Below are 15,388 nucleotides of genomic sequence, written 5' to 3'. Positions count from 1 at the left end.
AGCTTGAGATGTATAAAATATAAGTTTAGGGAAACTGAGGTGGATAAATTGCTTAAAGGAATCGGAAAAAGCCATGGAAAAACTATTATTATGGGTGAACATGCCGTTGTTTACGGCTACCCAGCGATTGCCATCCCTTTGATAAGTATTCCAGTTATCGTCCGCATAAATGAAATAAATGGCGATAAAGCAGGAATGTTGTCATCAAAATATTATGTTGGTAAGATCATCGATCTTCCAAATTCATTATCCGGCGTCAAATACTTGATTAACCTATTAGATAATGAATTGAATACTAACAAAATCAATTACAATATCAGCATCGAAAGTAGTCTTCCAATAGAGCGAGGACTAGGATCGTCAGCCGCGATCGGTACTGCGATCACCAGAGCATTTTTTGATCTCTTTAATATTACACTTAATCACGAAACTTTAGTTGATTATGTTAACAAATCTGAAACTGTAACACACGGAAAAGCCTCTGGACTTGATGCTTTGACCGTCATCTCCAATGCCCCAGTTCAATTTAGTCAAAAATCTCCGGTCAATTACTTTACATTTAAAACTGATGGCTTCTTAGTTATCGCTGATTCAGGCGTCAAAGGAAAAACCAAAGAAACCGTCTCAGATGTTAAAAAAATGTATGACAACGATCCAATCACGATTGGTAACATCCTCAAACAATTAGGAAAATGTACCAATTTAACTCGATTATCATTTAATGACAACCGTTTAAAAACATTAGGACAAACTTTTGATCAAGCAAATGAACTGCTAGCAAAACTAAATCTTTCGATTCCTAAAACGGATCAATTGATCGAATCAGCTAACAGCGCTGGTGCTCTTGGAAGCAAGATCACGGGCGGTGGTCGTGGCGGATGTATTATTAGTCTGGCCAGAAATCTAACTAGTGCTGAAATGATTCAAAAAGCGCTGATCAAATCAGGTGCTCATCAAACTTGGCTTCAACCACTTTCTATTTATTCGGAGGAATCAGACGGTGACTAAAACAGCTCGAGCTTACACAAATATTGCATTAATAAAATATTGGGGAAAAAAAGATAAACAGCTTAAACTGCCTTATACTAATAGTCTTTCCTTAACACTGGATCGCTTTTATACGGATACGAAATCTTCTGTAATCGCTGATAAAAAAGATTTGATTTATTTGAACGGAAAATTATTGGATGATGTCCAGAATAAACGAATAGTTCAATACTTGGATTTTACAAGGAAATACTTTGACTTTGACGAACATTTATTAGTTAAGTCGATCAATCACGTTCCCACTTCCGCTGGATTCGCTTCGTCGGCATCTGGATTTGCGGCCTTGGCAGCATCGGTCAACGAAACTATGAACTTGCGTCTCAATAAAAGAGAATTGTCTATCTTAGCTCGAAATGGCTCTGGATCAGCAACTAGATCGATTTATGGTGGCTTCGTTGAATGGATAGCAGGAACGGATAACGATACCTCTTACGCTGTACCTATTGATGAACACCCTGATGTTGATTTATCATTATTATCGGTTGTTATCAGTCAAGACACTAAGAAGATCTCAAGTACATCTGGAATGGAAAGAAGTGTAAAAACCTCCCCTTTTTATGATAATTGGGTTACACTAGTGTCTTCAGAGATTAACGAAATTAAGCAAGCTATTGCTCAAAAAGATGTTCAAAAAATCGGCGAGTTATCAGAGCACAATGCTATGAGCATGCACGCATTGACGCTTTCAGCTGATCCATCATTTACCTACTTTGCTCCAGAAACGATCCGTATCATGCAACTTGTCAAAGAATTGCGACAAGATGGCATTTTTGCCTATATCACGGTTGATGCTGGACCAAATGTTAAGGTTATTTGTACGAAAGAGTCTGCGACTCAAGTTCAAAAGTACATCAAAGATAACTTACCCGCTGTTACTACTGTTGTCGCAAACATTGGTAATGGTATACAATACATCTGATTTTTATTATTGAAAGGTATGATATTTTGTCTACGGGAAAAGCACCTGGAAAATTGTATTTAGCAGGAGAATATGCAGTCGTTGAAACTGGATTTCCTGCTGTTATTGCATCGGTTGATCAGTACGTCACTGCTCATATAACTAAGTCAGTGGATGGCGGAACCATTCAATCAAAGAATCTTAATAAAGAACTAATTCATTGGGACCGGCAAGGAACGGAACTTGTTTTTGACGATACTGAGAGTCAACTTCAATACATCCTGGCGGCCATTAATTTTGTCGAAAAATACGCTCTAGAGAAGAATATTAGACTAGACTATTACGATTTGTTGGTGACTAGTGAACTTGACTCTAAGGATGGTAAAAAATACGGCCTAGGTTCATCAGCTGCTGTTACGGTTGCGGTTGTCAAAACACTTGGTGATTTTTATCGAATGAACTTATCAGCTATGGATGTCTATAAATTATCAGCTATCGCTCACCTTTCAGTTCAAGGTAACGGTAGTTTGGGCGACATTGCAGCTAGCGCCTTCGGTGGTATCGTCGCATACCAATCACCTGATCGTAACTGGGTATTCAACATGATCAGAAATCACAGCCTAACTAAGCTCTTACAACTAGATTGGCCAGAGTTAAAGATTGAAACACTCACACTACCTAAGAATCTTGAATTAACTGTCGGATGGACGGGCAGTCCTGCTTCGACTTCAATTCTCGTCGATCGAATCGCTTTGACTAAGGCTCAAAAAGTCGATAAATATCAAAATTTTCTAAAATCAAGTCGTAAGAATGTCGACAACTTGATCGAAGGATTCAAAGAAAGTAATGCTGAAATAATAAAAGATATGATCAGTAAATATCGTACTCTATTAGCTGATCTAGCTGACTTCAGTGACGTACACATCGAAACTGAAATGCTTTCTCAATTGTGTGATATCGCAGAAAAACTCGGTGGTGCTGCCAAAACTTCCGGTGCTGGTGGCGGTGACTGCGGAATTGTTATCAGTGATCACCAGCTCAAACTAGAAAAACTAAAGCAAGAATGGGAAAAAGTTGGAATCACTCCCCTATCTTTAAAAATTGGAGAAATCATAGCTAATGCCTAAGCAGGACGAACAAATTCAACGTAAAGTTGAACATTTATTTTTAGCTGAAAAATATTTTACAGATGAAGCGTATGCTGACTTCGATAGCGTCAGATTGTTGCACGACGCTGTACCTGAGTTAAATTATCGTGATATAGATTTGAGTACAAATATTTTTGGAACAAAATTCAGTCTCCCATTTTATTTCAATGCAATAACAGGCGGATCTAAACAATCCGCTCGTTTTAATATGGGTTTGGCTCAACTTGCTAATAAATTAGATATTCCTGTGTCCAGTGGGTCGATGGGTGTCTATTTACGTATCCCCGAGACAAAAGACACTTTCACACCTCTACGGGAATTCAATCCTGAAGGGTTCGTGATCGCCAACGTTTCTGCCAAAGCTAACGCACAACAAGCACAGCAGGCAATCGATCTATTAACCGCTGATGCATTACAAGTCCATCTAAACGTTATCCAAGAATTGGCTATGCCTGAAGGTGATAAAGAATTCTTCTGGCTAGATAATATCCAAGAAATCGTTAAAAAAATTGATGTACCTGTAATTGTAAAAGAAGTTGGTTTTGGTATTTCCAAAGAAACCATTCAAAAACTAATTGACGTTGGCGTTAAATATATTGACGTTTCTGGTTTTGGTGGAACAGATTTCGCTCAAATCGAAAGTGCTAGGAATCATGAAATTGACTTAACCTATCTGGATCAATTCTCAATGTCAACCGTCGAATCCATGCTCGAAGCACAGCCATTTTTAGACGAAACTACTATCTTTGCTTCAGGTGGTATTCGCACACCAATGGACGTCGTCAAAGCAATCAAGATGGGGGCTACTGCTGTAGGCATGTCTGGATTAGTCCTACATCACCTACAAAAGTATTCACTTGAAGAAGCAACTTTATTTTTCGAAAGTTTTGCTAAACAAATTCAAATTATCATGGCATTATTAGGTGTTAAGAATATTGAAGACATCAAAAAAGCCCCCATCGTTTTTGATGAGAACATAGTAAATTATGCTAATCAAAGAATGATCAGACTACCTTCTTAATCCTTTGGGATAGACGTTCTTTATCTGGTTATTACTGTATCTTCCCCAACTGAATAATTTATCTTGATAGCTAAGACCGATCCATTTGTTACCAAATTCAGGTTTTTGGTCTAAGATAATTGATTCCCCGTGCATGTACGTTTCAAATTGTTCATCACTTAACTTATAAATAGCTTTTAACTCATTAGGTTTGATTGCCAATATCCATGCGATATCTGGTTCAAATCTATTTTTTTTGAATTCACCTAATTTGAGACCATTACGCAGCACGTGAAGTGTTTTAAAACGATTGTCGAGGCTAGCTGACTGATACAAGAAGTCACTGACTTTCAACCAGCTCCTGTCAGTGAGCGAGGATAAGTTTGCTTTCGAAAATTTATTAACTAATTGAACTTCGTCTTTACCGACGCCGGTAGAAATATTTTTGATACGTTCTTTAGAAGCAGTTCCAGACTTAGTCATTTTACAGATGAAATGTCCTTCGCCTTCAAAGGTATCTGGAAACATTCTCAGTGCTTTAGTCAGCTCTGGATTATCATTCCCCCACACTGGTTTGCCATCTTCCATACCAGGGTATTTTTTGATGCCTTCAATATTGATATCTTCATGTTGTTTTACAAAATAATCGATATTTTCTTCATTTTCTTCCGGAGAAAAGGTACAGGTCGAATAAACTAAAGTTCCACCTGGTTTTAATAACTTATAAGCCGAATCCAAAATATGACGTTGGCGATTAGCACATTGTTCGACATAATCTAGTGACCAATACTTAACTGATTCAGGATCTTTACGAAACATCCCCTCACCAGAACAAGGTGCATCGACTAAGATTCGATCGAAATAATCTTCAAATCTTTTTTCAAAATCTTTAGGGGAATTGTTGGTCACAATCGCATTTGTTATGCCCATTCTTTCGATGTTAGAGGACAAAACTCTAGCACGCTTGTTATTTATCTCGTTAGTGACTAATAGCCCCTGAGAGTCCATTTTTGTAGCAATATACGTCGTTTTACTGCCGGGGGCTGCACACAAGTCGAGTACTCTATCTGACTTGTGTGGATCTAGAACCTCTGCCACATACATGGCACTAGGTTCTTGACTGTACAAGTAACCAGCCTGATGATCGATAGAATTACCGTCAATATCCCCATAGTAACCAATCTCGCTATAAGGGATCGGTTGATCAAGATTCACATTGACCAGTTTATAGTTTGGTTTAAGTGGATTGAGTCGAAAAGAGTTACGGCTTTTTGTTTCGATCGCCGCAAAAATTTTTTCCGCTCTATCTCCCATTAATTGACGATATTTATCTTTGAAATCTGCGCTTAAATCAACGTTCATAAAATATTAATCCACCTTTTTAACAAAAAATATTTGATACAGTCCTATCAAAATAGCAATTATGATCGAACTAGTCATAAACATATTGAACGTATGATGACTGATAATAACGATTCTCCAACTGACGAATGCATATCCGATCGCATATGGAACTAATGTGTATACCAAATATCTTAATAATAGTCCATTACGATAATTATTCTTCAAATCACCAGTTAACGATGATCTACTCAAATCAAAACGTAGCGGAATCAGGATATAGAATTCCATGGCGATAGCTAGCACGAATAGCAAGATGATCCCAACCATATATAGTTCGCCATTATTATTGGTTTGAACACTGCCGAAATCATCACTCTGTGGGCTATATCTGTGCGAACTAGTCACATGTAAACTCTTTTTGATTGCTGCCAAACTCTCCTTAGAGTTAAGTGCCTTACCATCTAGAACGGTTATTACGCTAGATAGCTTCGTTTTTATCTGTGGTTGATTTGGTGAGAGCGAAACTAACGTTTGACTATTGAGAATATCAGCCCCATTGAATCCAATATTTCCGATTACAGAAACATATCGATTCCTGACTTTGATATATTCTTGACTTTGAGGTTTAAAATTCTCAATATCAGAGTTCTTCCCCTGTACCGCAAATGGTATTTGAGATGAGAAATCACTTTGTGAGAAGTATCGACCCGAAGTCACTGGAATTTTATTAGCCTTTTTGTGACTATAAATATAGCCAAAGTCACTGTTGTCTTGATCAAAGAAAATAATTTGATAACTCGTAAGTTTTTGTTTGTCCAAGTCTTTGACAGCACTGATCAGTGACTTTTTAGAATTAGTCCGCAATACTATTGCATTATCACTCATACCTAATCGATTCATCGTATTATTGTATTTAATAGAATCGCTTTTTGAAATTGACACTCCGGTCAATAACACCACGATCAAGATAATAATACTAGAAATAATTTTTTTCATTAATACTCACCTATAATTACACGTTTTATATCTGATATCTTATTTTACACTACTAGTCTAAAAAACACTCAGTCATTTTTGATTGAGTGTTTTTTGCTATTTGATCAAATAAACTTCATCGTGAACTAAATCATAACGTGAATATAAATTATTTAGCTTGTCAATGGATTCAGAGTCGACAAATTCAGCGTTATCCCAAAACTCTTTGCTGTTAGTAGCACCGTATTTTTCACCAATGCATATCAACATGAGACCATACTCGCGGACTTTTTGAAGAACTTGATTATCTATGTCGTCACGATCGGGACTCCAAGCTAGAATCACATAGTCCACATCCTCATGATACTTATCAATAGCGGTGAGTGCATCTAAATTTTCAATATCGAGAAGTGGCTCGTGCCCCGTCCTACTCCGTTTAGACCAACTCTTATCATCGGTACAGATCGATATTTTACCTAAATCACATAATTCTTTTGAAATATAACCATTTCCAGCCATGATCTCCAAGTATTTTGCATCTCCGAATTCATCTGCCCACAATTTCATAAAATCTTGGGTAATAGTGGCCCAATATCCGAATCTAGTCTGTAAATAAGTTCTAAATTCGCCTAAATCATGGTCAAATTTATTTAAATTAGCTGACATGGTTTGAAAAGCAATTTCGTCTAGGCTGATATTATGCTCCATGTAATAACCGATTTCCTTTTCGCTTAACTGAAATTGAGGAAAATGATACTTCGGAACATCGTTTTGACTCAACGCATTACAGGCATGCTCCATGAAGTTGACCCTAGCGTTAAAAATTTCACCGTGTGGTAAAGTCTGAATGTCCTCACGTAAACTATTGATATATGTCATAAAATCTCCTCTAGGTTAACAATTTATTGATCAATGGGATTTTGCTGAGCACCCAAATTACGATGATTGATAAAAATGTTGCGACCGCAAAAATGGCGATAAAATTATTATCTTTCAAAAATTCTTGAGCTACTCGAATACCAATTCCATGAATTAAGTAAACTCCATACGATAATGGAGCTATATAAGTTAGTATTTTAGACTTTTTACGAGACACAGTACTACCAATTTGCTTAAAAAATAAATAATTAAAACTTGCTAGAAGTGGCGTTAAAACGGCTGGAGCATATCCAATTATTGGTATATCAATATTTTTGTATTCAAAATTTAAATAATTCACGAAAAACATCAGTACTAAAATAATAAAACTAAATAAAATGTTATTAAGTGGTGTAATAGGATTATTTTTAACTAATGATAAGCGATATCCCAATAAGAAATATCCTAATGACTTAGACAAGAACATTAGACTGCCCATTCCAAAAACATCTAACATCTTTCCATATGGACTTGGCAACGTCTGAGATAAGGTGGGTAAAAGAAAGTTTGTAATAAACCATAAAATAATTGCATAATCTAAAATTTTTAAATCTATGTGGTCGACCATTGACTTTAGTAGAGGCGATATTAAGTAAAATGCTATCAGCGGGTACATGAACCAGTATGCTTCAAGCGTTGGCTTATGGAAGATCATTCTCATAGAATCGCCAATCAAGTTCCAATCCAAGTGGTTGTCATCTATCAATTGGAAAAAGATAATTGTAAGGAATGACCAAAGTATGAATGGAACGATGATTCTAAATAGTCGATGAGTAAATAAGTATTTTAAACTGTATGTTTTATTACTACCGAGTATGGTTGAGCCACTCAACATGAAGAACAATGGAACTGCTGGAGTAACGATACAGATCATTAAACTAGCCAAGCTCCAACTTTCAGTCGTTGGAATCCTGGCTAAAGCGTTGGCAGTCGCATGGTTCATGATCACGCCAAGCATGGCCACGACTCTGATTAAATCCCAATACACTACTCTACTTCGCAAATCCTCACCTCCTATTACAAAAATATGACTTTTTTAATTATACAATACGTTTGGTAGACAAATTGATAAAAATTGCTGTGAAAATCACACAATTATTTCCAATAATTACGAAAAAGTGTAATATTCTAGTTAGTACATGTATGAGGTGAATTATGAATAGAAATAATACAAGACGAAGGCCTGAAAAAGAAGAAAGTGGCTGGAAGTTTTGGCTGCAGACTATTGCTTTGACGGTTGCGATTTATGCAGTATTTTTCTTGCTGATGCAGTTTGTGTTTTCAAATGATAAGGTTTCTGGACCATCGATGCAGCCGACATTTGAAAATGGCGAAAAATTAATTGCCGTTAGACACACAAGCTTGTCACGTGGGGATGTAGTTGTATTGAAAGCTCCTGATGAGCCCGGTTCTTTTTATATTAAGAGAATTATCGGTCTACCTGGCGACACTGTTACTTCAAAAAATAATAAGATGTATGTTAACGGAAAGAAAATTGACGAGAGCTTCTTAGATGCTGGTTCTAAATTAAAAGAACCTGATACGAGTATTTACGCTGGTAAGTCATACAGTTACACATACAACTTTACTTTGAGCCAGTTAGCCAAAACTGCCCCAGAATGGCAACAAAGATACAGCACTTCTACCTTGAACAAGATAGAAAAGACCAACAAAGTACCAGCTGGTTCCTATTTCGTAATGGGAGATCACAGAACTGTTTCAAAAGATAGTCGTATCATTGGTTTCATCAACAAAAAAGCAATCGTCGGTGAAGTTAAATGGCGTTACTGGCCACTGACAAAATGGTCAACATTCTAAAAATATACTCAATAAATTAAGTCTAAAATGATATTATGGACTTATCGGAGGTTATTTATTTATGGACAAACCAAGTATAGCTGAATCAATTATTCAATTTGAACGTGACAAAAATATGAATGACACTCAATTCGCTTTTGAAAGTCATTTATCAGTTGAGCGCATTCATAATCTCAAATCTGGCGATTATGAACCTACTGCTGAAGAGAAAAAAATTATCCAAGAATATATCAAATTGCATCAATAATTTGGATGAATGGCAGATCTTACGATCTGCTATTTTTTTTGTTCTGATTTTCTATTAGCTGTATCTTGTATAGTTTCATGTACTAAAATATGAGACAGTAATTCAAATAGTAATTTAGTTAGCGTAACTGGTGATGATTTAGCATTAGAATAGTTGACGTATAAAAAGCAAAATGAATATCAAGTTGATTAGTTTGCCAAATTTGTGTAGTAATATTACTATAAGTAATATACATATAATATTTAATTCTAATTATTCTTTTAAATAATATTAGATAGAGGTAAATCATGCTTTTAGGACAAGTTATACGTGAACAACGTAATCAATTAAATTTAAATCAATCTGAATTAGCAGATGGAATTTGTACTCAGGCCATCATCAGTAAGATGGAAAATCAAAATATTTCACCATCGATAAATGTTCTGATTTCTATTTGTCAAAAGTTACACTTAACCTTAGATGACATCTTTTCTGAGTTCTCTTCCCTACCCTCCAGCAACTTATTTCTGGATAAACTAAAATCTATGGATCAAGCTATTCAGCATAAAAAAATGGCTTCTGTAGAAACAATCATTTCAGAAATTAAAGAAGATGCCCTTCCCTCATCTGAGAAAGCACATCTCCATTTTTTATTAGCATTGCTATCTGAATTCAAACAAGATTCAGATGATGCTATTTTCCAATTAAATTATTCACTTGAATTGCTGAATAACCGAAAGACATTTTGGGGAACTATCATTTATGCGGAATTAGGATTTATATATTCAAATAAAAATCAACAAGTTAAGGCTAATTATTATTATGATTTGGCATATACTAATGTCGACAATATCGTCGTGAAATCTCGTGATGAATTTTATTATTATCAATTGATGATTACTCGAATCGCAAAATGGTATACGGATCGCCAAAAGATTCGACAAAGTGATTTTTTGATAGATTTAGGATTAAATAAATTTCGACAGTATTTTAGCGCTGAATTTATCGATACTTTGTACTTCATAACAGCTAGAAATGAATTGAGTGCCTCTCCAGTTGATTACAATCGACTAAGCCATGCATTGACCACTTCAGTAGCATTTGCTGATTACAACGACAATAAGGTGCTCCTAGAAGATATCAAAAGTCTGATGAGTGATAATAATATCAACGAGCTCAAAATTAAACCTTAATCGTCTTTCCAAATTGAGCATCCACACCTAATAGATCATATGGACTCAAGTAACGTGTCTTCGTAATGATATCCACGATTGTCTTCTTATCCTCAGGTTCGTCCTTAAAAATCCAAAACTTAATAGTAGCCAGAATTCCAGAGACTACGATTTCATATGCATAATCATTCGGAATCTGATCAACCATTTTTTGATTTCCCTTGGCTAAATACAACCCCTGATCCACCACTTGATATAAAACATCCTTGACTCGTTTTTCAAAGGTTGACTCACTATTAGACATCAATACTTTGACCAATTCGAATTCAGTTTCAATATAATCAACGATCATATTGATCACAGGATACGATTCAAGCCCCTGTTTCATATCTTGACACTGCATCGTTGAATCCAATTTTTCATTCAATTGGTCACTCAATTCAGTCAGGACGATATCTTCAAAGTGCTTCTCTAACGCATACTTATCTTCATAGTGAGAATAAAACGTGCTACGGTTGATCTGCGCTTTAGTAGTGATATCACTAACAGTCAATTTTTGAAATCCTTTATCCTTCATCAACTCGATGAAGGATTTTTTTATTTTCTCATCAGTTTTTGTAAGTCGTTGCATATTGTTTACCTCTCTTAATACAACAATGTGTCTATTATTAAATAATACCACGTTCTCGCTAATGTACCGGTTTTTATTTAAAACAACTATCTGTTTATTTAAGAAAATTATACCATGTCGTACCTTGAAATGAAACAAAGCTCAAAAAATACCATAACACTAATAGTACATAGGTCCATGATAATATCAATATTAACTCTGGTATGGAATTGTATTGATTCAGACATGGTAAATCAGCTTTGCTAATACTATTGTTACAATGAATATTAATCTTGATTATCATGTGATCCTCAATAATTAAGATGTCTAGATCCATTTTATTAAAGCATGGACCACTTATTATCGAATAAGCCACAGTTTCATGTATCACTTTTACAGTACGATTACCAAGCTACCCGTTCTTGTAAACACTGATCTCGTCTCATAAATTATTTCCAATTTATTAAATTTTACCACTACCATACATAACGTTGTTTTAACTAAAAATTGTAGTTTTACAGTTGATCTTAAACATTTAAAAGCAACACTGTGTCTTTGCGGCGTGTTGATGTTAAGAATTCAGACTCGTTGCTATCTATCGAACTAATCGATACTCTGGCTTATCAAACTAGGAAAATATTTTAAATAAATCAATGTGATTTGATCGACCTCTAGGGTGAAGGAAGTCGACATTTCTGTACGGTAGAAAATTGTCGAATTCCTTCACCCTATATAGCACTATTGATCCAGTTATAAATAGTCGCAGCGCCAAAGACAATTATCTATCTATTATGAGAACGCACAGACTGATTCACTGAATCACGATCAATAAATTTGATTGGTCATTCTTGAATTTGAAACGAGATTTTTTAAATATGTCACTTTGAGAGATTCAACCTCTCATCAAAATATCATATTAAAGTAGTGGTGTAGTAATAGCTCAAAAATCAGCAAAAATCTGGAGTATTGTAATTAGCAATTTAATACGGAAATGTATGTAGGCCATGGTATTTATATGAGCGAGGAATATTAGATATGATTCTTTAATGATGATATTAAATCATCGGCCAACTTACCTACTAGAACGATTCAGTATCAGTGATAAAATTCGGTGGAGTTAAACAAATCATCAATAAGAAGTAGTCATTTACGTTTATCAAAAAACACCCATTCTAATTGAAGTAGCCTTTGGAATTATAACCGTAGATTTTTCTCATAATATTTACACCAACTTTGTCACCAGAAACGTTCTTATCATAAATACTTCCATTGTTTTCCAATGCCACTCATATGGACAATTACCGTAATATTGTTCATATTATATAAAATACAAAAAATTGATATATTGAGAATCTTGAAATTTAGCGATAAAAAAAGCCAATACGAAAATTAATCCGCACTGGCCTTTACTTCCTATAATTTAAGTTATGTAACCTTGAATCTGAAATAAAGGAATTACATTCCCTTTAAATACTGATATATATTATTGTCATGAAAATATATATATACACCTTTAATGCCGCGTTTTAGTAACACATTGATAGAGTTAAGAATTATATCTTTTTTAGCCGCTTCAACATCAAAAATATCATTCTCATGTCGCTTTTTGAATGCCTCTTGATCCTCATATGCGTTCAAATTAATCTTAATCTGACCATTCCCTGCATATTCAACCGAAGGTCCAATTATTACCGCTACATAATTCAAGTCAAATCCTTGAACCGTGTATATAGAACCAACTTCATCAATAGTCGATTCTTTTTGAGCCCAAGTCAAGTGGTCATAATTATACTGATCCCATGGTAGATGAAACATTCCCTCGTTCACATAGTGTTTCTTTCCATCCAACGTTGACGGATAATCGGCCGTAGCGACTATTCTAGATTTCTCATAAAACTTATTATTACGACGTAACTTCTGATACATTTTTTCGGCATCTGAATAAATTCTAAATTCATAATTCTGACATGAACTCTCAAGATAATCAGCTTTTTTCGATGTAACAGAATCCAATTGTAATTGCTCAGTCAAATCATCGACCCATTTAATAATTGAACGCGGCGCCTGCATGCGCATCTGAACATGCAGTGTCGCTATTTTGTAGTCTAACTGAAATTTTTTAACTAAATTATCAATGATTGACTGAGACCAATAACTTTTTAACTTCAAAACTTGTCGTTCATCATAAACGATGATAACAATCTTAGCCAATTTAATAATTTCTTCAAGTTGATTATTTTGTTCAAAATTATTATATTTATCAGATTCACTCAACAATAAATGCGCCTCATCAATAACGACAATGTCGGCAGACTTATTTTCTTTTTTTAAACGATTGATAAAAGTAGTAGGTCGTAAAAATCTATTTTTACGTAATACAGCATATTCTCCGGCATTATCTTGGTAGACTTTAAGTAATTCCGGGTGATTAACTAAGAAGTAATTATTGGTTTTATTATCTTTTGACTTGTTTTCTAATTCTAAAAATAATTTAGTTAAAATTACACTCTTTCCCGTACCAGCATCACCATTAAGTTGAAATAATCCTTTAGTATTATTCTTTAAATTCTGATCACAAAAATTTAATATCTCATTGAAAATAACTCGCTGTTCCCCAGTAAGTTTCTTATTTGGTAAAACTGAATCTAACATTATATCTCCTAAAAAAAATAGCACACCTAATGTGTGCTACTAAATTTGTACTCTAGTGGCTGACTATTCGTCACTCTTCAAAACGCCACCAACAGCATAGTGTTCTTTTGCCATTTCGTTCAATACTACATGAACATGTTCTGCAGGGGCACCAGTATTTTTAACGATTGCCTCTGTAACGTCTTTTACCATTCCCTTTAGTTGTTCAGGACTACGTCCTTCAATTAGATCAATATGTACTAGTGGCATATTTCCACACTCCTTAAGAAATTAATTAGCTTAATTATATCTTATATTAACCGAAAAAACAGCCACGGGGTGACTGCTTTTTAATAATTATTTATTATTGTTCAATTTGATGATTTCAAGAATCACGTCAACGGCTTTTTCCATTGATTCTTCTGCAACGTATTCAAAACGACCGTGCATATTCTCTCCACCTGCAAATAAGTTAGGTGTTGGTAGACCCATGAATGAAATAGTTGAACCGTCAGTTCCACCACGTACAGCTTCCTCATCTGGTTCAATTGCCAAATTTTTCAAAGCCTCTTCAGCAATTTTTACAACGTTCATATGATCCTTAATAATATCGATCATATTATAGTACTGATCGTGAAGGTCAACTTTGACTGTGCCTTGACCATATTTAGCATTCAATGCGTCCGCAATTTCAACTGCCTTATTCTTGCGTGTTTCTAGTCCATCACGATCGAAGTCACGAATGATATAGTCCATATCAGCGCTATCAACTGTACCATTTAATTCAACCAGATGATAGAATCCTTGACGTCCGTCAGTCTTTTCTGGAACTTCATCAGTTGGGAATGCAGCCTGAAATTCAGTTGCGATACTTACAGCATTGATCATAATATCTTTGGCAGAGCCTGGGTGAACGTTCTTACCAGTAATACGAACTTTTAAACTAGCTGCATTAAAGGTCTCATATTCGAGTTGTCCAACGGGGCCACCATCTACCGTATATGCGAAATCAGCTCCAAAATCGGCGACATCAAATTTGAGTGCACCCGTACCAATTTCTTCGTCAGGACCTAGTCCAATCTTAACTTTGCCATGCTTTATTTCAGGATGACCAATTAAATATTCCATTGCCGTGATGATTTCAGTAACGCCAGATTTATCATCAGATCCCAATAAAGTATCACCGCTAGTCGTAATAAGAGTTTGACCAGCATACTTCGTTAATGATGGGAATACAACTGGATCTAAGGTATATTCACCGGCATCATCTAGTTTGATAACACTTTTACCGTCATAATTTTCAACGATCTTAGGTTTGATATTTTCCGAATTAAAATCAGCAGTATCAACATGAGAAATTAAACCAAGGACAGGGACATCGTAATCCAGATTTGAAGGAAGTTCAGCAGTCAAGTATGAATTAACCGGATTGATTTTTACATCACTCAAACCGATCTCTTTCAACTCATCAGCCAATTTGTTTAGGAACACGGTTTGTCTTTCAGTTGACGGAATCGTGTTTGAGTTCTCATCAGAACGAGTATTTTGTTTAACATATTCCAAAAAACGTGGTACTAATTTTTCGTATTTAATTGCCATTT

Annotated in this window: 15 protein-coding genes; 7 read left to right on the top strand and 8 right to left on the bottom strand. The window is 35.2% G+C overall.

Annotated elements, in window-relative coordinates; translation table 11 throughout:
- The first annotated feature begins 48 nt into the window (after positions 1-48).
- From mvk to fni, 4 genes are read left to right on the top strand one after another with little or no spacing between them, the layout of a single operon-like run.
- Complete coding sequence (gene mvk, locus AC27FM_RS01155) at positions 49-1,008, top strand: mevalonate kinase (protein WP_487085388.1); 960 nt, start codon at positions 49-51, stop codon at positions 1,006-1,008.
- On the top strand, positions 1,001-1,966 hold the full coding sequence (mvaD, locus tag AC27FM_RS01150; protein ID WP_487085386.1) for a diphosphomevalonate decarboxylase: 966 nt from the start codon (positions 1,001-1,003) through the stop codon (positions 1,964-1,966). The genes mvk and mvaD overlap by 8 nt, the downstream gene beginning before the upstream one ends.
- A gap of 26 nt (positions 1,967-1,992) precedes the next feature.
- Positions 1,993-3,072, top strand: a complete 1,080-nt coding sequence (locus AC27FM_RS01145) for a phosphomevalonate kinase (protein WP_487085384.1) — start codon at positions 1,993-1,995, stop codon at positions 3,070-3,072.
- Positions 3,065-4,114 carry a type 2 isopentenyl-diphosphate Delta-isomerase gene (gene fni, locus AC27FM_RS01140; protein ID WP_487085382.1) on the top strand — a complete coding sequence of 350 codons (1,050 nt, stop codon included), beginning with the start codon at positions 3,065-3,067 and terminating at the stop codon, positions 4,112-4,114. The genes AC27FM_RS01145 and fni overlap by 8 nt, the downstream gene beginning before the upstream one ends.
- On the opposite strand, the gene AC27FM_RS01135 is transcribed toward fni, so the two are convergent.
- The 4 genes from AC27FM_RS01135 to AC27FM_RS01120 all read right to left on the bottom strand — a co-directional run bounded on the left by AC27FM_RS01135 (position 4,103) and on the right by AC27FM_RS01120 (position 8,333).
- On the bottom strand, positions 4,103-5,455 hold the full coding sequence (locus AC27FM_RS01135) for an RsmF rRNA methyltransferase first C-terminal domain-containing protein (protein ID WP_487085380.1): 1,353 nt from the start codon (positions 5,453-5,455) through the stop codon (positions 4,103-4,105). The two genes, fni and AC27FM_RS01135, sit on opposite strands and share 12 nt — an antisense overlap.
- Before the next feature lie 6 nt (positions 5,456-5,461).
- On the bottom strand, positions 5,462-6,433 hold the full coding sequence (locus AC27FM_RS01130; RefSeq protein ID WP_487085378.1) for a hypothetical protein: 972 nt from the start codon (positions 6,431-6,433) through the stop codon (positions 5,462-5,464).
- A 96-nt stretch (positions 6,434-6,529) separates the two neighbouring features.
- Entirely contained in the window at positions 6,530-7,291 is a 762-nt protein-coding gene (locus AC27FM_RS01125) for a hypothetical protein (RefSeq protein WP_487085376.1), read from the bottom strand.
- A gap of 10 nt (positions 7,292-7,301) precedes the next feature.
- Entirely contained in the window at positions 7,302-8,333 is a 1,032-nt protein-coding gene (locus AC27FM_RS01120; protein ID WP_487085374.1) for an acyltransferase, read from the bottom strand.
- A 152-nt stretch (positions 8,334-8,485) separates the two neighbouring features.
- Between AC27FM_RS01120 and lepB the strand changes: the two genes are divergently transcribed.
- The 3 genes from lepB to AC27FM_RS01105 all read left to right on the top strand — a co-directional run bounded on the left by lepB (position 8,486) and on the right by AC27FM_RS01105 (position 10,567).
- The gene (gene lepB / locus AC27FM_RS01115) at positions 8,486-9,148 is read left to right on the top strand and encodes a signal peptidase I (RefSeq protein WP_487085373.1); all 663 of its coding nucleotides are present in this window, start codon (positions 8,486-8,488) and stop codon (positions 9,146-9,148) included.
- A 61-nt stretch (positions 9,149-9,209) separates the two neighbouring features.
- Positions 9,210-9,395: an LBP_cg2779 family protein gene (locus tag AC27FM_RS01110; RefSeq protein WP_487085371.1), complete on the top strand. Its 186-nt coding sequence runs from the start codon at positions 9,210-9,212 to the stop codon at positions 9,393-9,395.
- Positions 9,396-9,682: 287 nt separating this feature from the next.
- Positions 9,683-10,567 (top strand): helix-turn-helix domain-containing protein, encoded by an 885-nt coding sequence (locus AC27FM_RS01105; protein ID WP_487085370.1) that lies wholly within the window; start codon positions 9,683-9,685, stop codon positions 10,565-10,567.
- Here the strand turns inward: AC27FM_RS01105 and AC27FM_RS01100 are convergent.
- The 4 genes from AC27FM_RS01100 to pepT form a co-directional block, all read right to left on the bottom strand.
- Complete coding sequence (locus AC27FM_RS01100; RefSeq protein ID WP_487085369.1) at positions 10,557-11,177, bottom strand: TetR/AcrR family transcriptional regulator; 621 nt, start codon at positions 11,175-11,177, stop codon at positions 10,557-10,559. The genes AC27FM_RS01105 and AC27FM_RS01100 overlap by 11 nt on opposite strands.
- A 1,434-nt stretch (positions 11,178-12,611) precedes the next feature.
- A complete protein-coding gene (locus tag AC27FM_RS01095; RefSeq protein ID WP_487085368.1) occupies positions 12,612-13,808 on the bottom strand; it encodes a DUF2075 domain-containing protein in 1,197 nt (398 codons plus the stop codon).
- Between the two features lie 63 nt (positions 13,809-13,871).
- Positions 13,872-14,057, bottom strand: a complete 186-nt coding sequence (locus AC27FM_RS01090; protein ID WP_487085367.1) for a 2-hydroxymuconate tautomerase — start codon at positions 14,055-14,057, stop codon at positions 13,872-13,874.
- Between the two features lie 87 nt (positions 14,058-14,144).
- A complete protein-coding gene (pepT, locus tag AC27FM_RS01085; RefSeq protein ID WP_487085366.1) occupies positions 14,145-15,386 on the bottom strand; it encodes a peptidase T in 1,242 nt (413 codons plus the stop codon).
- Between the last annotated feature and the right edge of the window lie 2 nt (positions 15,387-15,388).

The sequence above is a fragment of the Companilactobacillus sp. y65-5 genome, assembly GCF_057541095.1.
Note: the sequence above shows the minus strand (reverse complement) of the source record. Positions and strands in the feature narration are given on the sequence as shown.